The sequence below is a fragment of the Sinobaca qinghaiensis genome (assembly GCF_003610495.1).
GTDB classification, from domain to species: domain Bacteria; phylum Bacillota; class Bacilli; order Bacillales; family Marinococcaceae; genus Sinobaca; species Sinobaca qinghaiensis.
Genome location: NZ_RAPK01000008.1, coordinates 306,164 through 325,704, shown reverse-complemented (window position 1 = coordinate 325,704; position 19,541 = coordinate 306,164). Strand labels below are relative to the sequence as shown.

The following is a 19,541-nucleotide window of genomic DNA, read 5'->3' as shown; positions in this document are numbered from 1 at the left end:
TAAAATAAACAAAGTACTAATATATAGTCTATCATGATAAAAAGAAAGGTACCTATTATGCTATTAAATACGGAAGCACAGCCGTCCGCCCCGATTCTTCAGACGTTTGAAGAAGCCACAGCCAATATACTGCAGTTAATGAGTGAATTTATAGATATTAATACGTTGTTTATTGCTAGAAATGACGGCAGCCATAACGAAATGATAAAAGTACTGAATGTCGAGGCACCGCTGCTCGAAGAAGGAGATATTACTCCCTTTAAAGAGACGTTCTGCTATTTGAGCGTAGAGCGGGGCTCGGATGTTTATGTAATAGAAGATTTAAACGCCCATGCATCAACCAGACAGCTGGAAGTAACCAAGCAGCTTGGCGGAGGCTCTTTTATCGGTATACCGGTCTATTACGGCGATGGAGAAAATTATGGAACCATCTGCGGCATTGATACGAAGCAATTTGAGTTCACCGAAAAACACCGTGAATTATTTAAAGCAATGGCTTCTATGCTGACTCACGTAATTGAAATCGAAAAGGCCCATGAGCAGATTTTAAGCCTTTCTGCTCCGCTCGTTCCGATTACAAAAGGAGTGGCCGTACTGCCCATTATTGGTGATGTGAATGAAAAGCGGGCAGACAGTATTATTCATACTGCTCTTACAAAAAGCAAAGAGTATAACCTCGATTACCTTATTATCGATCTTTCCGGTATTTTAAGCATAAACAACCAAGTTGGAGCTCATTTGTTAAAGATTATTAAAATTCTTGATCTTATTGGAGTGGAGCCGATTTTAACAGGCATTCGTCCGGATCTTGCTATTAAAGCCATCGGGATGGATGTGAAAGAGGACCTTAAGCAGACCAAAATTGTCGGAACGCTGGAACAGGCGCTCCATAATATTGGTTTTTATCTGGCTAAAAAATAAAAAAACAACAGCCGTTGTAAACCAGCGGCTGTTTGTTATACATAAAAAAAGGAGGCGGCCTATGTTCCTTTATAAAGTGGATAATAACCTGCAGCTCAAGCTGCTTTCGTATGAAGATGCACCGGCGGTATTTGCGATGACAGAGGAGTCGAGGCAGTATTTAAGAGAATGGCTTCCCTGGCTTGACGCTATAACAAAAGAAGAAGATACAAAAGCGTATATTCGCTCTTCTTTATACGGCTATGCCGAAGGAAGGCAGATGAACACCCTTATTCTCTATCAAGGCCGCCCTGCCGGAGTTGCTGGTTTTAACCAGATTGATGCCGGTAACCGCACGGTTTATATTGGCTATTGGCTTCATCAGCCGTTTCAAGGTCTTGGGATTATGACAAAGGCAGTACGGGGTCTTACCGACTATGCCATAAGCGAACTGGGAATGAACCGGGTGGAAATTTCGGCAGCGGTTAAAAACCAGAAAAGCCGGTCCGTAGCAGAGAAGGCAGGCTACAGTTATGAAGGCACAAGACGTCAGTCAGAATGGCTGTATGATCATTTTGTCGACCACGCGGTCTATGGAATTCTGGCAGAAGAGTGGAAAATCAATAAGGCGGAGAGCTGACAGATTTTTAAATAAAGAAGAGAACAGCTTTTCAGCTGTTCTCTTCGTCGTTGTAGCGGATTCGTTCTTTTAAGACAGTATCTACTGTATCATTTTTAATAATAGCCAGAAGTGCGTCTTTTGCCATAGTGTAGTCATCGACAACGCTTGCTTCAAACAGCTTTTCCCGGCGCTCATCAATATAATCCATTTCAAATCCATGGTATAAAGCAAGCTGTCGGATAAACTCCCGCTGCGTCCGCCCGTTTCCTTCCCGGAAAGGGTGAATGTAATTCAGATCGGTATAAATTACAGCTGCAGCATCAGAGAATGCTTCTTTTGTCTTGAATCCTCCAGCATTCATCTTTACAAGACGCTTTTCTAAATCCCCCAGTCCAATGTGAAGAAAAGACGTGGCAAGAAAATTGGTAGAGCCTTTCTGAATCTGTACGGTCCGCCATTCTCCAGCCCATTCATATAAATCCTGAAAAATATGATAATGAATGGCCTGAATATGCTTTCTGTTAAAAGAGCCTGTGACCCGCCTGCTGTTGTAAAGCTCCACCATCCGTTTCAGCGTGAGATATTTCTCTGCCTGCTCGAGTTCTTCTTTGTTTCGTATGTTCAGCTTGTTTTTTAGAACGTTAGTGCCGGGATACATATATGTGTGCTGAGTCATCGGTCAGGCTTTCTTTTCTTTGATCATCTGCAGAATTTCTTCACGGGAAATATGACCTCTGCAGAAATCTTCAGCGATTTTCATTTCATGGGCAGAGTAAGTGAAGCCTTCCATTTCCATGGAGGCAAGCGCATTATCAAATGCCTTATTTTTCTCGACGACTGACATGGAAAACCTCCTGAAATCCAGTGTATATTCTTACTCTATTATACCATAAACTCCTGTTAAATGGGGGAAGGGCTGAAGGCGGGAAGTCCCGGGAAGCGTTAATTAAATACGGAAAATAGAAAGAGCGATACAAAAAAACTTCCTCTATTTATAAAACAGAGGAAGCTTTTTGTCGTTAGAAAAAGAGGGTACTTTCTAGAACAGTAACGGCGGATCCGGCGATCAAACAGCGCTCTTTTTCAATAGTAATGAATAGATCTCCCCCGCGGCTGGAAGCCTGTCTGGCTGAAAAAGAAGATTTGTGCAGACGCTTCTCCCAAAACGGAGCGAGTCCGCAGTGGGCAGAACCGGTTACAGGGTCTTCTTCTACGCCAAGTGCCGGATAAAAACAGCGGGAGACAAAATCATATTTCTCCTGACTGCTTCCGGCAGTTAAGATAACGCCCCTTGCATCAAGCTCCAGAAAACGCCGAGTATCCGGTTTGGCCTGAAGGACAGCTTCTTCATCGGTCGTTTCCACGATATATTCCAGCCTGTTTTTTTCTACGCTTACAACAGGTACGGAAAGGCTCTCCAGCAGGACATCGGGAATCGGGCATTCCCCCGGTATTTCTACCGGGAAATCAAGGATAATCCGTCCCTGGTCATAAGAAGCAGATAATAATCCGCTTTTCGTATGAAAATATAACACCTGATCAAAAGGAACAGAATCCTGCTCCCATAAGATATGAGCGGAGGCGAGGGTCGCATGGCCGCATAGATCAACTTCCGAGGAAGGGGTGAACCAGCGGAGCTGATAATGAAAAGGTTCGGGCTCTTTTACTAAAAAAGCACTTTCCGATAAGTTCATTTCCATAGCCGTCTTCTGCATCCACACGTCTTCTGCGGGTTTTTCAAGCAGGCAGACGGCAGCCGGATTTCCGGCAAAAGGTTCATTTGTAAAAGCATCAACTGTATATATTTTCATGCATGCCAGCCTTCTTTCTTATAAACATTAAAAAGGGCCCCACCCGATAAGAACACCAATCGTTAACGTAACGACCGCTATTCCGGTCCAAATACAAAATAAGGGAAATACCCAGCGTGCCCAGGTAGTCCAGGGTACGCCTGCGACAGCAAGACTTGCCATTAAAATACCAGAGGTAGGGAAAATAATATTGGTTAACCCGTCTCCGAACTGAAAAGCCTGCACAGCGACCTGTCGGGTTACGCCAACCATATCTGCCAGAGGTACGAGCATAGGCATCGCAATCATAGCCTGACCGCTGCCGGAGTTTACGAGAAAGTTGAGTACTCCGTTGGCGCCAAACATGCCGAGTGCAGCAAGCACAGGAGGCATGGTTTCCAGCGGAACGGCAAGGCCGTACACGATTGTATCGAGCACGGTTCCTTCCTCCAGCATCACAATAATAGCGCGGGCAAGTCCGACAACAAGCGCGCCGTATGCGAGCTTTTGTATTCCCTGCAGAAATGTGAGAGCAATCGTATTGTAGTGCATACCGGCAATGACCCCGCAGCTCAGACCGAGAAAGACGAAAAATGCCGCCATATGATTGATGGTCCAGCCCAGTTGAATTGAGCCGTATACAAAGAAGATAAGTCCCGCTCCGATAAAGCAGAGCATTGCTTTATGGCGCCGCGTAAAGGGTGCCTCCAGGCCTTCTGTTTCTTCCTCCTCATACACATTCATTAAACTTTTAGAAGGATCTTTAAGAATACGTTTTGTGTACCGCCATATGTAGAAAATAGTTACGGATAATATTAATACAAAAACGATAATACGCAGCAGAAGTCCGGAAAACAGAGGCAGATCGGCAATATCCTGGGCGATGCCAAGGGTATAGGGATTAATAAAACCTACATTAAATCCGGCAAAGTTAGCTCCGAACGTAATAGCTACTGCCACAATAGGATCAAGCTTTAACGTGCGCGCGATAATAATACCGATAACAACAAAAGCGATAACGGCGTTGGCGACTGCTCCAACCGCTCCTCCAAGCGCAAAAATAGTACAGATGGAAGCAATCATCCAGAACTCTTTTCCCTGAGTAAGAGAAACGGCGCGGTGAATGCCGCCCCGCAGAGCGCCGGAGCGTTCAATAATCTCAAAGGCTCCGCCGGTGAACAGCACCATAAAAATAATGTCAGCCGATTCCACCATTCCCATTTGTATCGCATAGAAAAAATCCATAAGACCTACATTGCCGGCTTCGGTAAAAGAAAAGGTGCCCGGTACCACCCGTTCTACTCCGTCTACCGTTTCCCGCTCAAAAGAGCCGGAAGGAAGCAGATATGTTAAAAGAAAAGCAAACAGCAGCACGCCAAATAAAATCACATATGTATCAGGCATTTCCCATCTTTTTTTAGGGCGGTGTGCTGGTTCATTCATAATAGACCTCCTTTATATTCAGAATATAACAACAGATTATATAGGAAAACACAAAAGATGACAAATTGGTATATAAATAAATACCCCGGCTTTCTATTTAGAAAGACCGGGGTATGCACAATTATTCTTTTTTGGTTTTAGGTGTTCTCGGCTCTTCCAAACTGATAATCGCTGTGACTAACAAAGGAAGTATAATCAGGCCGAAGAGAAGAAGGCCTGTGACTACCCCCGTACCTACCTGCATCAGTGTTAGAACACCGGAAGGAATCATGGCGCCGAACGTACCGCACAGAATAATAACGGCTGTAATAATAACGGTTCCCATTTTAATCATTGCCTGCATCATGCCTTCACGGACACCCAGGCCGGCTTCCTCCTGGTATCTATCGAACAGGAAGATAGAATAGTCGACTCCGAGTGCTATGAGCATAATGAAAGTAAAGAAGTGAACGGGCCACATAATACCCGGATAGCCCAGGCCATTGACGAATATCATTTCGGTAATGCCCATGGACGTATAGTAGGTGAGGAGAAGTGCACCCAATATGACTATCGGTTTAAACAAAGAACGCAGTAAAATGGCCAGAACAATAAACAGCCCGATTAAAATAATCGTAATCGTGTGTGTAAAGTCTGCGCTTGAAATTTCCTCCAGATCGGCATTGGAGCTCGAAACCCCGCTGTAGGAAATTTCCGCATTTTCAAATGGCGTACCCTGCACCTGCTGGCTGACCAGCTGCTTAATGTCTTCGGTGGCATCGATAGCTTCAAGGGAATAAGGATCGGCAGCCAGGCTGACGCTCATAGTCATGCCTTCTTCCGAGTCAAAGATATACGTATCGAGCGATTCCTGGAAGTCATCGTTGGTAAGAAATTCTTCCGGTACAAATACACCGGTGCCCCGCACGTAAGATGCTTCAGAAATATCCTGCGTAAACGTCTGCGCGTCTTCAAGTCCGGTGTTAACCTCACCCAGTCCGTTGTTTGCTTCTGCAACGCCATCCTGAAGCTGTTCAATGCCGGAAGCAAGGCCGCCTGCACCTTCCTCAAGTGCGCCTGCACCTTCCTGCAGTTCAGAGGCACCGTCTGCAAGCTGTTCATTTGCAGCTGTTACCTCTTCAAGTCCGTTTTGGATTTCCCCAAGAGCGGCAGCCAGTTCACCGGCTCCTGCCGTTAGCTCATTAATACCGTCACTTAACGCATCCAGCTGGGCGGAAGCCTGCTGCTGCTGAGCCGTCAGCTGTTCATTACCTTCAGCAAGGCCGGCTTCTACTTCAGCAAGGGCAGCCTGAAGGGCAGCTGTTTGTTCAGCTACGGCAGTAATTTCCTCCGGTGATTGAGCCTGCTGAAGCTGGCCGGGGATGGCTGCGAGCTGGCCGTTGATTTGGTTCAACGCTGCTACAGGTTCATCCAGTGCTCCGCCGGCTGCTTCCTGCCCTTCAGGAAGTCCGGCTTCAATGCTTTCGAGTCCGGCTTCCAATTCCTCTGCACCGGACTGAACTTCCCCAAGGCTTCCGGTGATTTCGTTCAAGCCGTTGTTGACCTCGGTAAAGCCGGCATCGAGGTCAGACAGCCCGTTTTCCAGTTCGCCGATTCCAGCTTCTAAGTCTGAGGCTCCAGAGCTGGTTTCATCAAAGCCGCTGTCTGCCTCATCCAGGCCTTCTTCAATGGACGTCAGGCCACTACGGGCTTCGTCAAGCCCTTCAGAGACGGTCTCCATCTGGTTATCAACATAGAGCTCATCGATAATGGAGCCGGCCGGCCGGGTGACGCTTCGGACTTTCGATACATCCTCAGATTCAGCAATAGCTGCAGATAATGCTTCGGTATAGGCCATTGTTTCTTCATTGATGAGGTTTTCATCTCCATCAATAATAATTTCAAGAGGCAGAGCCTGGCCTTCCCCGAAGGCGTCTGCGATCACTTCAAGTCCATCCAATGACTGTGTGCCGCCGCTTATTTCGTCTGTATTGTTATAAGAAGTATTGTTGTCGTACGTTAAAATAAAAGGAAGCGTAATCGCTGCTACAAGAAGCAGGGAAAGGACAGGGCGGAAAATAGAAAGCCGGCCCAGCTGCTTCCAGAGTTTGTTATGGCTGTGTGATGCGGGTTTTTTAGAAGGCCAGAACATTTTCTCCTTTAAAACAGCCATAAAGAACGGCAGCAGCAGATAAAGGACTAATACTAATATGAATACGCCGATAGCTACGCTGACTGTAGCCTGATACATGGCGAATTCGGCAAAGCCCAAAGCCGCAAAGCCGACAAAGACAGCAAGTCCGCTGAAGAAAAGCGTCTTTCCAGCCGTTTTGTAGGTGTGAATAATGGCTTCATGTGTGTCTTTGCCGGATGCCAGTTCTTCCCGATAGCGGCTGAGAAGCAGAATACAATAGTCTGTACCTATACCAAACAGTACGGCAACGAGAAATACCTGCGTATAGGTGGTAACCGGAAACCCAAACCATTCTCCAAGAAATCCTACCACCGACTGACTTAATAAAAAGGCAATGGCGACAGAGAAAAGTGGAATAAGCGGAGCTACGAGCGACCGGAAGACAAGGACGAGAAGAGATAGAATCAGCAGTACGGTAATAACCTCTGTGCGTTCCAGGCCTTCCTGGGTCTGTTCATCTATTTCATGGCTGATAATGGAATTGCCGGTAATATAGGAATCAGCGCCCTCAGGAGCAGTCAGCTCCTCAATGTCTTCAGAGGCAGCAATGGATTCATCGCTTCCTCCGTCAATGCTGATAGGAATCAGTACGACATTTTCATCTTCAGAAACGAGCTGTTCCCGTGTGTTCTCACTCTCCAGAGGATCGGTTACGCTGCTGACGTTCGCCACCAGCTCCCCGTTCTGAATATCTTCGATGTAGCGGACCAGCTCTTCTTCCTGCTGCCCGGTTAAAGCATCCTCCCATTCAAGAACAATACTAATGGTTTCGCCGCTTTCTCCTTCAGCCTCGAGCACATCACCTGCAATCTGGGAGCTCATGTCAGAAGGAAGCTGAAATCCATCCTGTTCTCCGGCTATATCCGATAAGCTGGGCGATATGAAAACAGAAACAACCGTAATAATCAGCAAAAGAGAGGCAATAAGCCATCTGAATTTTAATATAGTACGCATCGATAAACCCCTTTAAATATAGATTAGTTTTTTTGGAAAATATCTTTCACTTTTTCAAACGTAGCAATAAGCTGATCAAGCTCTTCGTCTTTTATGTCACCTAATAAATGGCTTAAGTATTCATCTACCTGCGCAGAAATGACGACGTAGGCTTCTGTGCCCTGATCTGTTAACTTTACATGCTTGACGCGCTGGTCTTTATCTTCCTGGATAAATACGATATCGCCACGGTCGCTTAATTTTTTCAAACGGTTGGAAATCGCGCTTTTATGGATGCCAAGCATCGACTGCAGTTCTTTTGACGTCAGCGAATGGTGGGTGTGAAGCAGTTCAAGAACCTTCATCTGCTCAATAGAAAATTCACCCTGAATTTCATAATTAATATGTTCATATACTTTGTTTTTTCCATATACCATCACGTCACTGAATAATTCGGTTGCGCGCTGAAGCTTTTGATTCATATTAGTATACCCCCTAAACTAAAAGAAGTTTACCCCATAAACTTATTTAAGTCAATAAAAAAACCATCTTTTTACAAGATGGCTGAATAGGTAAAATATATCAGAGCTGAAGGACGGCAGCGGCGGTTCGTTTAATTCCGCGCGCGGCTGATAAATCTTCGGTCAGCTTAAGGGCAGCAAGGTCTTTCGCTTTGGCTTCGACCATAAAATCGACCGACGTGTTTAATTTACGGAGCTCTTTCATCATTGGCTCAAGAAATGCTGAATCTACATAATCCGCGTGGCTCCGGAACTCTTTTTCCGTTTTGGGGGAAGAGGCATGGATTTTGGGAGGAAGGCCGGTTTTATCCCAGGTTTTGAAAAAACGCGGAAGAAGGCTGCTTAATTCTTCGTCGTCGCTGTGGTTTGCTGCAAAGTGATGATAATCAAACATGAGAGGAATGTCCTCTTTTTCGCAGATGTCGAGCACTTCCGATGTTGTATAGGTTTTGTCGTCATTTTCCAGCGTCATTTGTTTTTTAATAGGGGCCGGAAGGGATTTAAGGTTCTCGTGAAACCTTTCCACGGCGGCACTTTTATTTCCGTAAGCCCCGCCCACATGAAGGTTAATATAAGTGTCTTTTTCTATTCCCATTGCTTTCATCATTTCATAATGATATTCCATGTCTTTAACTGCGTTTTCTGTGACTTCCGGCTTATCACTAGTAAACAGCGTAAACTGATTGGGGTGAAAGCTTGGACGGATATCGTGTTTTTTTACAAGTGCACCGATTTCTTTATATAGATCTGTAAATGGTGTAATGTAATCCCAGGCAGCTTCTTTGTGTGTAGCAAGAGGCACGAGCGCAGAAGAAAAACGAAAAAGCTTAATTTCCTGGGCTGCGTTATAATGAAGCATACGGATGGTGTTTGTTAAATTTTTTTCGACAGCCTGATGCAGTTTATCTTTCCTTTCAGCAGGGGAATATGCTTTCCATCGGGAAAGGGTTACCGTGCTTGCGGGCGTTGCTTCCCAGAGATGAAGCGACTGCGATACGTAGCCAATACGGATGATCATTGTAAAAACTCCTTTGGGGATTTTGGTGGAAATATTTTCATGAATGTAATAGCATGTACAAATAACGAAATGAATACAGTATTGCATCTATTCCCTCTCAGGGAAAAAGATAACAGGGATTAATGAATGCAGAAAAAATAAAGGAGCAACGAATGTGTTAAAAAGAAGATGGGCCGCTTTTGCGGCACTGCTGCTGCTGGGCGCAGGGGCATATCTCCTCTATCATATGGTCTATAAAGGTGATGCAGAAGAACAAAGGCAGCAGGAAGACCAGCTTGCAGAAGAAGAAACCGGAAGAGGGGACTACATGGAATTTTTTGAGCAGCAGGCCCAGGAAAACGGTGAGCTGCGGGTAGCTGTTATCGGAAGCAGCGTAGCCAGGGGCATGGGAGCAAGTTCCACCGCAACGAGCTGGGCCGGCTTATTAAAAAGCGATCTCGAATCAAGAGAAGAGCTCAGCGAAACAACAATTACCTTCGGGAATTTTGGAATGAATGGCTATAAAGCGAAGGATCTGCTTGAACAAGGTATAGTAGACAGCCTGATTCAAGCGCGTCCTGACTTTATTGTATTTGAAACGAGCGTGATTAACAGCTACCGGCAGGGAGAAGCGCTGGATACAACAGTAGAATCTATTGATACGTTAATGAAGCAGCTGGAAGCAGAGCTGCCGGAAGCAGAAATTGTCGTTATCTCTCCCAACCCGCTTGAAACATCTTCCGCAAATATTAGAGGCAATACATATTTGGATTATCTAACGGAGACCCAGGAGCATATTATAGAGAACGAATGGAATTATGTAGACAGCTATACAGAGATAGAAGCAGAACGGCAGGAACAGGGTTATGACATTGATGATATTCTTGATGACGGCGTTCATCCAAACGATAAAGGATACAGCATGTGGTATAACGTGCTGGAGCGGTATTTATTTTAATGCCGCAGAAAGCTGTACAGCTTGTGCTATACTAGACCCAAAAAACGCTGCCATAAGAGGAGGCTTTCCCCATGGTTAAGTCGGTGGACCGGGCATTGCAAATGATAGCTGTTATCAGCACGCATAAAGAAGGAATAGGGGTAACCGGCTTAGCAGAGAAGATAGGGGTAACAAAAAGCGCAGCTTTTAAAATACTTACTACGCTGGTAGAGCACGGTTATGCAGAACAGGATAGAACGACAAAAAAGTACAAGCTCGGCTACAAATACCTGGAACTGAGTTCTCTTCTTCTCGAATCCATGGATATTCGGACACTTGCCCGCCCTTTTCTGCAGGAGCTGGAAGAGGAGACAAATGAAGTGATTCATCTTGTGGTGATGGACCAGGAGCAGATGGTATATATCGACAAGCTGGAAGGGTATGAGACGCTTCGTATGCATTCAAAAGTAGGCAGACGGGCACCGGGTCATTGTACAAGTGCAGGGAAAATGATTCTGGCCCATTTGTCTCCCGAAGAAGTAGAACATGTGCTGCGGGAGCAGGGAATGGAGGCACACACTTCCTATACTATTACCGATAAAGAAGTTTTGCTGAAAGAACTCGAAGCAGTAAGAAACAGGGGTTATGCAGTAGAGGAGCAGGAAAATGAGCTGGGTATTACGTGTATAGCCGCCCCGGTATTTGATAATAAAAAAAAGATCACAGGAGCGGTGAGCATTTCCGGTCCTTCCATCCGAATGTCCAAGGAGCGGATCCAGAAGATCAGTCCGCTTCTTATAGATGTAACAAGCCGTATATCTTCAAGGCTTGGCTATATTCAAGCGATATAAGATCTGCCGGGATGCTTTATGCTCCCGGTTTTTTTTCGGTGTTATATAAACGCACAATATGTAAGCGCTTAAATTTGTATATTTGTACATATCTATTTTTTACGGTTCACATTACGATAAAAAAGACAGTGTGGGTACCAAAATTTACAGAAAACGGAGAAAATTCGGATTGTAATAAAAGCGCTTTCATTGTATGCTTTTATTATAAAGGAAACAAGGTTTCTTATTAGGAAACAATGAACTACATACCATTTATTTTATAAAACGAAAATGAAGGGGGAAACACTATGAGTACAGGTTTACTAGCATTGCTGTCGCTGCTTCCTATTCTGGTTGTAGGTATATTCCTTGTTGGGTTAAGGTGGCCGGCAAGTAAGGCCATGCCGTTGTCTTTATTGGTAGCGGTAGTGCTGGCTTTATTTGTATGGGGGGTTCCGGGAAACGTAGTCGCCGCTGCTTCTCTGAACGGCTTAATCACTGCCGGAACGCTGTTGTTTATTATTTTCGGAGCGATTCTTTTATTGAACACTCTCCAGGAAAGCGGGGCCATGCGGACGATCCGCCAGGGCTTTACGGATATTTCCCCGGACCGCCGCGTCCAGGTTATCATCATTGCCTGGCTGTTTGGATCTTTTATCGAAGGATCAGCCGGTTTTGGAACACCGGCCGCAGTAGCTGTTCCGCTGTTGGTAGGACTCGGTTTCCCGGCAATGGCCGCAGTAGTCGCCGGCATGATTATCCAAAGTACACCGGTGTCCTTTGGGGCAGCAGGAACCCCTATGCTGGTAGGAGTGCAGACCGGGCTTTCCGCTGATGCTTCTATTACATCAAACTTTCTGGCTCTCACAACAGAAATTGCCGGCCAGGTAGCGATTCTTCACGCCATTGCCGGATTATTTATTCCATTATTCGTAGTAGCAGTCATGACCAGATTTTTTGGAAAAAACAAATCATTCGCTGAAGGTATTAAAATATGGAAATTTGCGTTATTTGCCTCAGTGGCTATGACGATTCCATACGTCATCGTAGCTAATGTGCTTGGTCCTGAATTTCCGTCTATGATCGGCGGACTTGTTGGACTGCTTATCGTTATTACGGCTTCCAAAAAAGGATTTCTTATGCCAAAGGGAGACGACATCTGGGATTTCGACGAAAAATCGAAATGGGATCCGGAATGGACCGGCAGTATTGAAATTAAGGATATCGGACATAAAAGCGGCAGCATGAGCATGGTAAAAGCATGGACACCGTATGTATTAATTGGACTGTTCCTTGTTTTATCCAGACAGGCAGTTCTGCCGTTTCAAGGACTTCTTCAGTCCTTAACGCTGGAGTATCCAGGAATATTCGGTTCTGACATAACGGCTAGCTTCCAGCCTTTATATTCACCGGGCTTTACCTTTATTCTCGTATCCGTTATTACATTTTTCCTGCACGGCATGGACGGTCAGTCCTATGCAAGAGCATGGAAGCAGTCCGGAAAAACAATGCTGGCCGCTTCGGTCGCTCTCATTTTTACGGTGCCGATGGTGCAGGTGTTTCTAAACTCCGGCGGGGGCACGGCCGGGTATGCTGAAATGCCGGTAGTACTGGCAAACAGTGTGGCTTCTATCACAGGAGACTTGTGGCCGATATTCGCTACATTTGTAGGAGGACTGGGTGCATTTATTGCAGGAAGTAACACAGTAAGTAATATGATGTTTTCGTTATTCCAATACAATGTAGGAACACAGATTGGCGTTAACCCGAACTGGGTGGTAGCACTGCAGGCGGTAGGCGGGGCAGCAGGAAATATGATCTGCGTGCATAACGTAGTAGCAGCCTGTGCTGTAGTAGGATTAGTAGGAAAAGAAGGACTCATCATTCGAAAAACGCTGCTTCCTTTCTTCTACTATGCATTATTAGCCGGATCGATTGGGTATTCGATAGTCTGGATTGGGGAAAAAGGATTCTTTAATCTTGGTACCTTAATTACAGCAGCTATTTTCCTTCTTGTTATCTACATTATCGCGAGCAACAAAAAGAGACTGGGAAATGATATTCAAAATAGAAAAGCAGTATCTTAAGGTAAAAAAAACAGCCGGCTTCTCCATAAGGGGAGGCCGGCTGTTTCGTTTATTTTCTTCGGTCTTTTGTGAAATACGTGACGTATATATACTTGATAACAAAAAAGAAAACCAGAAAGAAGAAGATAAAAACAAGTGTATTCAAAAACCAGTTTACATTTAAGTCTACAATGTAATGCAGAAAAAGGTTCGTTAATAAAGCAGAAGCAAAAGCGACAAAAAATGTACTGTTCATTAAACTATCGTATCCCCTGGATCTATTCAATTCCGTCACGCTCCTTTATAGAAAAGTATACTACACTATACCCTTTAGATGGAGAGTGGTAACCATTGGATGATCACTTTCGAAATAGAACAATTGTTCGGTTTACAGTTATTTCAAAATAGCGCATAATCATAAAGGATTGTACAATACCAAATCCCATGCCCTAGTAGCTCAGAGGAAGAGCAACAGCCTCCTAAGCTGTAGGTCACAGGTTCGAATCCTGTCTAGGGCGCCATTTTACTTTTTGCATAATAAAAAAATAATAATAAAAACGGATGCTTACGTGAGATAAGCATCCGTTTTTAGGTTGTTGAAAAAGACAAAAAATAGGTATTTTTATACAAAACCTTTACAGGGGTGCTTTCCGCAGGCCATGCCTCAGCTAAAGAGGAAAAACGCCTCTTTATCTTCTGCTATGGCTGTTCTGCTGGAGTCACCCCTGTTCTTTTTCTTCTTCATTTTCTTGAATAAATAATATAGCCACTAATACATAAAATTTCACAACTATAATACAATCATATTATTTTGTTTGCATAAATTTACAATAGATCAATTAGTAACCTTTTTACTCTGTTAAATTAACAACTGCAGAATTGCTGCCAAACATACCTTCATTCAGCTGCGCTTGTAAATCATCTGATTCTGCTACATCTGGATTTACGTCAAATACAACTTCACCGCTGTTTGAGGAGTCGGGATTGATCTGTTCCAAAAATAAATCAGAATTAGCTGCATCTGCCTCATAAGTATTGCCATTGCTTAATAAAGAAAGATAAGAAGAATCCATAGTGACAGCTTCACTACCGTTATTTGTAACGTCAACATCCAATACTATAAAAATTCCGTTTGCTTCTTGCTCTATACCTTCCATACCAGCACTGTTGGCAGTTTCCATATTATTTATAACATATGTAACATCACCTGCTTGGGCTTCTTCTCCCATGGAATAAACTTCTTCATCGCTTTCAGATGAATTCTCAGAGGAACTTTCCCCATCTTCATTAGAGGTAGATGCTTCATCACCACCACTAACTGCTACGATAATAATAACAATGATAACGAGAATACCGATAAGTCCTAAACAACCAATTCCAAATTTTTTCAAGTAAAGCGCCTCCTAATTTCGTATATCTATATAAAACCAATTATCTGGTTATTAATTTGCAGAAATCATTTTAGTTTCAAAAGTAAAAGAAATAGTTTTACTGATGATTTCTTTCCTAATCTTTTGTATTACGTCAATTGTAACAACTATAGTGAACAAAATGTAACAAAAAAGGGAATTTATTATATATTTATAAAAAAATATCCATAAAAACTGCTGATAATTCACTGAAAGTGATTTAGGAATACATTTCCTCAACTTTATAACCTGTAAGGGTTTGCTGTGTTCTTTAATTTATTTCTTCTGAAATTAAATACGCTTTAAAGGATATTTATGTAAGAGATTGATGCCCAATAAACAAAACTTCATTATTTTAAACACTTCAATCAACTTAGGTTATAAGTACTATAAATATTGCTTGTTCAGGTTTTCTCAAAAAGTCTTTTTAAACAAAAAACAGCGAACCTTTATTTACCTGTGAAAAGGCAAAGGTCCGCTGTTATATATGCCGCTGGTAAAAAAGCAGCATCCGTTTTTAGGCGTTGGCGCGTCTGAAGCTGAGCGTAGCAAATAGAATAAGAATAACGGTGAAGGTGAAAATAAACGCAATTTCCATAGCAACAGTCAACGTAGTGCCGAAAAGCTGAAGGTTAAGTCCCATGGCGTCCCGTATCATAGGGGAGAGGCTTTCCACATCGATCATTATTTTCTTCATCACGTCAACGCCGTAGGTAACCGGATTTAGTTTAACCACTACGTCCATCCAGCCGGGCATATTGTTAATAGGAAATAATGCGCCCGATAGAAAAATCATCGGCATGACCAAAATCTGGACAATGAGCTGGAATCCCTGTGTGGACCGCAGAAAGCTTGCGATCAAAAGACCAAAGGAGGACAGGGCGCAGGCCAGCAGAAACATAAATGGGATTACCAGAAGCAGGGAAGTCAGGCTGTAATTAATGCCGAGAAACGGAATAAGCAGAAAAAGCATGATCCCCTGAAAAGTAGCGATTGTTGAGGCACTTAATACTTTTCCGACGGCGATACTTACCCTTGAAATCGGGGAAACGAGAATTTCCTTCATGTAGCCGAAGTTTTTATCTTCAATAATGGATAATGAAGAAAAAATGGAAGTCATCAAGAGAGTCATGGAAACAATACCGGGAAACACAAACTGCAGGTATTGAAAATCCTCTCCGGCATCAGGCATGCTGCTGCCGATCAAGCTTTCCATCGTACCTCCCATGCCTCCGCCGAAAATCAACAGAAACAGGATCGGCATGGAAAAAGAACCGATTAAACGCGCACGGTCCCGGAAAAAACGAGTCATGTCTCTAATCCATATAGCAAATATACCTTCCATAAATTTGTGCCTCCTCTCTATTGTTTGTCTGGTTCAGTGCTGGCAATATTCCGGCCGGTAAAAGAAAGAAATACATCATTTAAGGTAGGCTTTCGAATATTCAGCCGGGTTAAAGGCACTTCCAGATTTTTAATGAATTCTGAAATAAATGCGTCGCTGCTTGCTACTTTCAGGTAAATAATATCTTCTTTGGATGTTACTTCTGCTTCAGGGGCTTTTGCCTGAATTTCAAGCATTGCTTTTTCATTGTCCTGCGTAGAAAGCTCAATAATGTCGCCGCCGAGCGTGTTTTTCAGGTTTTCTGGTGAGTCCATTGCAATAATTTTCCCGTGGTCCATAATAGCAATCCGGTCACTGATTTCCGCTTCATCAAGGTAGTGGGTAGTTAAAAACATCGTAATGCCTTCTTTTTCTTTTAAACGGAGAATGTATTCCCAGATGTGTGCTCTCGTCTGCGGATCAAGGCCGACCGTCGGCTCATCGAGAAACAGAACTTTCGGATAATGAAGCAGGCCGCGGGCGATTTCGAGACGTCTTTTCATTCCCCCGGAGAACGTTTCGACTCTGTTTTCCTTTTCATCTACCAAGTCGACAATCATGAGAACTTCCTGGATCCGCTCTTTTCTCTTACTGCGGGGTACGTTATAAAACCGGCAGTGAAGCATCAGGTTTTCCTTTGCCGTCAGCTTTTCATCAAGCGTGTTTTCCTGAAAAATAATCCCAATGCTTTTCCGGACATCGCGGCGGTCTTTGTTTCCATCAAAGCCGTTTATAGTGATGCTTCCGCTTGTCGGAGCAAGCATGGTACAGATCATGTTGATGGTTGTGCTTTTCCCGGCTCCGTTAGGACCAAGAAAGCCGAAAATTTCTCCTTCTTTTACATCAAAGTCAATGGAATCAACAGCTGTTTTGTCTTTATATGTTTTATTGAGCTCACGAACTTCAATAATGTTATTCATTCTGCCACCCGCTTCTGCTATAATTAGTTATGATATCATAACTAATTATTCCTCTTTTGCAGAAAGAAGTCAATTGATCCAGGCAGAAAAAGAAACGAAGGATAAAATAGAGGTGCAAAGATGCCGTTAACAAAAGAAGAGCAGGTAGCGGACCGGCTGCTTGCCGTATTCCCGCTGATTAAAAGAAAATTTATGCCTATGCAGTCGCTTCATTGTGATGGCCTGCATCGTACGCATTTTATGATCCTGCGTACGCTTCAGGAAAAAGGCAGAATACGACCGACGGATCTGGCCAGGGAAATGGGTATTCAAAAATCAAATATAACGCCGCTGTTAAAGAAAATTCTGGAACACCAGCTGGCGGAAAAGCGCAGGGATGAGACAGACAAACGGGTAATGTATATACACCTCACAGAAGCAGGAAGGCATTTTCTGGAGGTGCAGCACGGCCGGTTTCATGAAAGTGTAGCGGCAAGACTGCAGGCCCTGGAAGCGGAAGATCTTGATACACTGGCTGCCGCTGTCCGTTCTCTTGAAGAAGTATTACTGAAAATAGAGGAGGAGTAAGCAGAATGGAAAAAGTAAAGCAGGATGGCGTATATAAATCTGTCTGTCCCCTCGACTGCCCCGATCAGTGCGGGCTGTTGATTCATAAAAAAGAAGGGCGCATTGAAAAAATAGAAGGAGATCCCGATCATCCTGTCACACAGGGCGCGATATGCAACAAAGTACGAAATATGAAAGAACGGCTGTATGATGAAAAGCGCCTGACTCATCCATTAAGGCGGACGGGGAAAAAAGGAGAAGGTGCATTCGAGCGGATTACGTGGAGCGAAGCCATAGAAGAAATAACGCAGCGATGGAAGAAGCTCATTGAAACGGAAGGACCGCAGAGCATTCTGCCATACAGCTTTTACGGAAACATGGGGAACCTCAGCGCAGAAGGGATGGGGCACCGTTTTTTTCACTATATGGGTGCGAGCCGTCTGGAACGGACGATCTGTTCTACAGCCGGAGGCGTCGGTTATAACTATACAATGGGATCGAGTATAGGGACTGATCCTGAGGATACCGAGGATGCGAAGCTTATTATTTTCTGGGGAATCAATGCGGTTAGTACCAATATGCATCAGATTACCCAGGCGCAGAAGGCAAGGAAAAAAGGAGCAAAAGTGGTCGTCATCGACGTTCATAAAAATCAGACGGGCCGCTTTGCCGACTGGTTTATTCCTATTAAGCCCGGTACGGATGCCGCTCTCGCTTTAGGGATGATGCACATTTTATTTGCAGAGGATCTTGTAGACCACGCGTTCATGAAAAAATATACGGTTGGGCGTGACGAGCTTAAACAGGAAGCGGCTTCCTATACTCCTGAAGTGGTGTCCGCTATTACAGGGGTCAGCCAGAAAGATTTATACGAACTGACACGGATGTACGGCAGAGTAGAGCCTGCATTTATCCGTATTGGCAACGGCATTCAGCACCATGATAACGGTGGTATGTGCGTGCGTACCATTGCCTGTCTTCCGGCTCTCACCGGCCAGTGGCTGAAAAAAGGAGGCGGAGCCATTAAAGGAAACAGTGCCGTTCTTGCTTTTAATACAACCGCTATGCAGCGTCCGGATCTGCTGGCAGATAAACGAACGCGTGCTATTAATATGAATCAGATCGGAGAAGCTCTGTTAACAAAAAAAGAGCCGGCGGTCCGTTCTATGTATGTTTATAACAGCAATCCCGCGCTTGTTGCGCCGGAAACGAATAAAGTTCATCAAGGACTGGCGCGGGAAGATCTGTTTCTGGTAGTCCACGATATGTTTGCAACAGAAACTGCCCGTTATGCAGATATTGTTCTGCCGGCAGCCTCCAGCTTTGAAAGCACCGACTTCTACACATCCTACTGGCATCATTACGTACAGATGCAGCAGCCGGTTATGGAACCGTACGGTGAAAGCAAAAATAATGCCGAAGTATTCCGACTGCTGGCAGAAGCGATGGCGTTCGATGAGCCTGCTTTGTACGAGGATGATGAAGAAATGATTGCACAGGCTTTCAGAAACACTGGAAATAAAAGCGCCGCGCATGTTACACTTGGCGGCTTGAAGCAGGATCATTATATAAAAGCGCACCGTTCGGATGATTGGCTCGAACATCTTGCTACGCCGAGCGGAAAAATCGAGTTGTTTTCAGAGAAAATGGAAAAGGCCGGGTTTTCCGGGGTGCCCACATATCAGCCGCTTCCCGATGTAGAAGGGGACTTTCTGTTTATTCCGGCACCTAATCATCATTTCCTGAATTCTACGTTTGCTCATAACGCAAAGCATACCAAGCTTGAAAAAAAGCCTAAAGCATTTTTAAATGAAGAAGATGCCAACGTTTTAGGTATCCAGAATGATGATATGGTGCGCTTATATAATGCACGGGGTGAATGTCGTCTCCCTGCCTCCGTAGGAGATACTGTGCTTTCCGGAGTGGTCGTTACGCAGGGTCTTTGGGCTGACGAACCGGGGATGGCCAGACGTGTGAACGATCTGACGCCGGACAGGCTGGCAGATATGGGCGGCGGGGCGACGTTTTTTTCCGGTCGGGTCCATGTGGAAAAAGCGAAAATATGATAAA

General features: G+C 44.4%; 17 protein-coding genes and 1 tRNA gene. 8 read left to right on the top strand and 10 right to left on the bottom strand.

The window, feature by feature from the left end:
• Positions 1-57: 57 nt before the first annotated feature.
• Together ATL39_RS08930 and ATL39_RS08925 are read left to right on the top strand one after the other, a co-directional pair.
• On the top strand, positions 58-921 hold the full coding sequence (locus ATL39_RS08930; RefSeq protein ID WP_120192997.1) for a GAF domain-containing protein: 864 nt from the start codon (positions 58-60) through the stop codon (positions 919-921).
• A gap of 61 nt (positions 922-982) precedes the next feature.
• On the top strand, positions 983-1,540 hold the full coding sequence (locus ATL39_RS08925) for a GNAT family N-acetyltransferase (RefSeq protein WP_120192996.1): 558 nt from the start codon (positions 983-985) through the stop codon (positions 1,538-1,540).
• A 31-nt stretch (positions 1,541-1,571) separates the two neighbouring features.
• Here the strand turns inward: ATL39_RS08925 and ATL39_RS08920 are convergent, their stop codons facing one another.
• The 7 genes from ATL39_RS08920 to uvsE form a co-directional block, all read right to left on the bottom strand.
• The gene (locus tag ATL39_RS08920; RefSeq protein ID WP_120192995.1) at positions 1,572-2,198 is read right to left on the bottom strand and encodes a Fic/DOC family protein; all 627 of its coding nucleotides are present in this window, start codon (positions 2,196-2,198) and stop codon (positions 1,572-1,574) included.
• A gap of 3 nt (positions 2,199-2,201) precedes the next feature.
• Positions 2,202-2,366, bottom strand: coding sequence for an antitoxin VbhA family protein (locus ATL39_RS17420; protein WP_170146882.1), 165 nt, complete (start codon positions 2,364-2,366; stop codon positions 2,202-2,204).
• Between the two features lie 175 nt (positions 2,367-2,541).
• Positions 2,542-3,333 carry a PhzF family phenazine biosynthesis protein gene (locus ATL39_RS08915; RefSeq protein ID WP_120192994.1) on the bottom strand — a complete coding sequence of 264 codons (792 nt, stop codon included), beginning with the start codon at positions 3,331-3,333 and terminating at the stop codon, positions 2,542-2,544.
• A 27-nt stretch (positions 3,334-3,360) separates the two neighbouring features.
• Positions 3,361-4,755, bottom strand: coding sequence for a YfcC family protein (locus ATL39_RS08910; RefSeq protein WP_245960962.1), 1,395 nt, complete (start codon positions 4,753-4,755; stop codon positions 3,361-3,363).
• Positions 4,756-4,876: 121 nt separating this feature from the next.
• Positions 4,877-7,882 (bottom strand): MMPL family transporter, encoded by a 3,006-nt coding sequence (locus ATL39_RS08905; RefSeq protein WP_120192993.1) that lies wholly within the window; start codon positions 7,880-7,882, stop codon positions 4,877-4,879.
• A 23-nt stretch (positions 7,883-7,905) separates the two neighbouring features.
• Positions 7,906-8,343: a MarR family winged helix-turn-helix transcriptional regulator gene (locus ATL39_RS08900; protein ID WP_120192992.1), complete on the bottom strand. Its 438-nt coding sequence runs from the start codon at positions 8,341-8,343 to the stop codon at positions 7,906-7,908.
• Between the two features lie 100 nt (positions 8,344-8,443).
• Positions 8,444-9,400 carry a UV DNA damage repair endonuclease UvsE gene (gene uvsE, locus ATL39_RS08895; protein WP_120192991.1) on the bottom strand — a complete coding sequence of 319 codons (957 nt, stop codon included), beginning with the start codon at positions 9,398-9,400 and terminating at the stop codon, positions 8,444-8,446.
• A 154-nt stretch (positions 9,401-9,554) separates the two neighbouring features.
• On the opposite strand from uvsE, the gene ATL39_RS08890 reads away from it, so the two are divergent.
• The 4 genes from ATL39_RS08890 to ATL39_RS08870 all read left to right on the top strand — a co-directional run bounded on the left by ATL39_RS08890 (position 9,555) and on the right by ATL39_RS08870 (position 13,733).
• Positions 9,555-10,337 (top strand): SGNH/GDSL hydrolase family protein, encoded by a 783-nt coding sequence (locus ATL39_RS08890; protein WP_120192990.1) that lies wholly within the window; start codon positions 9,555-9,557, stop codon positions 10,335-10,337.
• Between the two features lie 71 nt (positions 10,338-10,408).
• Positions 10,409-11,167 carry an IclR family transcriptional regulator gene (locus tag ATL39_RS08885; protein ID WP_120192989.1) on the top strand — a complete coding sequence of 253 codons (759 nt, stop codon included), beginning with the start codon at positions 10,409-10,411 and terminating at the stop codon, positions 11,165-11,167.
• A 287-nt stretch (positions 11,168-11,454) separates the two neighbouring features.
• Positions 11,455-13,233, top strand: coding sequence for an L-lactate permease (locus tag ATL39_RS08880; protein WP_120192988.1), 1,779 nt, complete (start codon positions 11,455-11,457; stop codon positions 13,231-13,233).
• 425 nt (positions 13,234-13,658) lie between these two features.
• Positions 13,659-13,733 (top strand) — tRNA-Arg (locus ATL39_RS08870).
• Between the two features lie 330 nt (positions 13,734-14,063).
• On the opposite strand, the gene ATL39_RS08865 is transcribed toward ATL39_RS08870, so the two are convergent.
• The 3 genes from ATL39_RS08865 to ATL39_RS08855 all read right to left on the bottom strand — a co-directional run bounded on the left by ATL39_RS08865 (position 14,064) and on the right by ATL39_RS08855 (position 16,925).
• A complete protein-coding gene (locus ATL39_RS08865; protein WP_120192986.1) occupies positions 14,064-14,603 on the bottom strand; it encodes a DUF4352 domain-containing protein in 540 nt (179 codons plus the stop codon).
• A 535-nt stretch (positions 14,604-15,138) separates the two neighbouring features.
• Positions 15,139-15,966: an ABC transporter permease gene (locus tag ATL39_RS08860; protein WP_120192985.1), complete on the bottom strand. Its 828-nt coding sequence runs from the start codon at positions 15,964-15,966 to the stop codon at positions 15,139-15,141.
• A 17-nt stretch (positions 15,967-15,983) separates the two neighbouring features.
• Positions 15,984-16,925 carry an ATP-binding cassette domain-containing protein gene (locus ATL39_RS08855; protein ID WP_120192984.1) on the bottom strand — a complete coding sequence of 314 codons (942 nt, stop codon included), beginning with the start codon at positions 16,923-16,925 and terminating at the stop codon, positions 15,984-15,986.
• 120 nt (positions 16,926-17,045) lie between these two features.
• Between ATL39_RS08855 and ATL39_RS08850 the strand changes: the two genes are divergently transcribed.
• Entirely contained in the window at positions 17,046-17,492 is a 447-nt protein-coding gene (locus ATL39_RS08850) for a MarR family winged helix-turn-helix transcriptional regulator (protein WP_120192983.1), read from the top strand.
• Between the two features lie 5 nt (positions 17,493-17,497).
• Positions 17,498-19,537 (top strand): molybdopterin-dependent oxidoreductase, encoded by a 2,040-nt coding sequence (locus ATL39_RS08845; protein WP_120192982.1) that lies wholly within the window; start codon positions 17,498-17,500, stop codon positions 19,535-19,537.
• Positions 19,538-19,541: the final 4 nt, after the last annotated feature.

What these genes read in the sequence shown, in the direction of transcription:
- ATL39_RS08880 (WP_120192988.1), top strand. Translation starts at nt 11,455, where the DNA reads ATGAGTACAGGTTTACTAGCATTGCTGTCGCTGCTTCCTATTCTGGTT.
- ATL39_RS08845 (WP_120192982.1), top strand. Translation starts at nt 17,498, where the DNA reads ATGGAAAAAGTAAAGCAGGATGGCGTATATAAATCTGTCTGTCCCCTC.
- ATL39_RS17420 (WP_170146882.1), bottom strand. Translation starts at nt 2,366, where the DNA reads ATGTCAGTCGTCGAGAAAAATAAGGCATTTGATAATGCGCTTGCCTCC.
- ATL39_RS08855 (WP_120192984.1), bottom strand. Translation starts at nt 16,925, where the DNA reads ATGAATAACATTATTGAAGTTCGTGAGCTCAATAAAACATATAAAGAC.
- ATL39_RS08910 (WP_245960962.1), bottom strand. Translation starts at nt 4,755, where the DNA reads ATGAATGAACCAGCACACCGCCCTAAAAAAAGATGGGAAATGCCTGAT.
- ATL39_RS08885 (WP_120192989.1), top strand. Translation starts at nt 10,409, where the DNA reads ATGGTTAAGTCGGTGGACCGGGCATTGCAAATGATAGCTGTTATCAGC.
- ATL39_RS08930 (WP_120192997.1), top strand. Translation starts at nt 58, where the DNA reads ATGCTATTAAATACGGAAGCACAGCCGTCCGCCCCGATTCTTCAGACG.
- ATL39_RS08920 (WP_120192995.1), bottom strand. Translation starts at nt 2,198, where the DNA reads ATGACTCAGCACACATATATGTATCCCGGCACTAACGTTCTAAAAAAC.
- uvsE (WP_120192991.1), bottom strand. Translation starts at nt 9,400, where the DNA reads ATGATCATCCGTATTGGCTACGTATCGCAGTCGCTTCATCTCTGGGAA.
- ATL39_RS08900 (WP_120192992.1), bottom strand. Translation starts at nt 8,343, where the DNA reads ATGAATCAAAAGCTTCAGCGCGCAACCGAATTATTCAGTGACGTGATG.
- ATL39_RS08915 (WP_120192994.1), bottom strand. Translation starts at nt 3,333, where the DNA reads ATGAAAATATATACAGTTGATGCTTTTACAAATGAACCTTTTGCCGGA.
- ATL39_RS08925 (WP_120192996.1), top strand. Translation starts at nt 983, where the DNA reads ATGTTCCTTTATAAAGTGGATAATAACCTGCAGCTCAAGCTGCTTTCG.
- ATL39_RS08850 (WP_120192983.1), top strand. Translation starts at nt 17,046, where the DNA reads ATGCCGTTAACAAAAGAAGAGCAGGTAGCGGACCGGCTGCTTGCCGTA.
- ATL39_RS08905 (WP_120192993.1), bottom strand. Translation starts at nt 7,882, where the DNA reads ATGCGTACTATATTAAAATTCAGATGGCTTATTGCCTCTCTTTTGCTG.
- ATL39_RS08860 (WP_120192985.1), bottom strand. Translation starts at nt 15,966, where the DNA reads ATGGAAGGTATATTTGCTATATGGATTAGAGACATGACTCGTTTTTTC.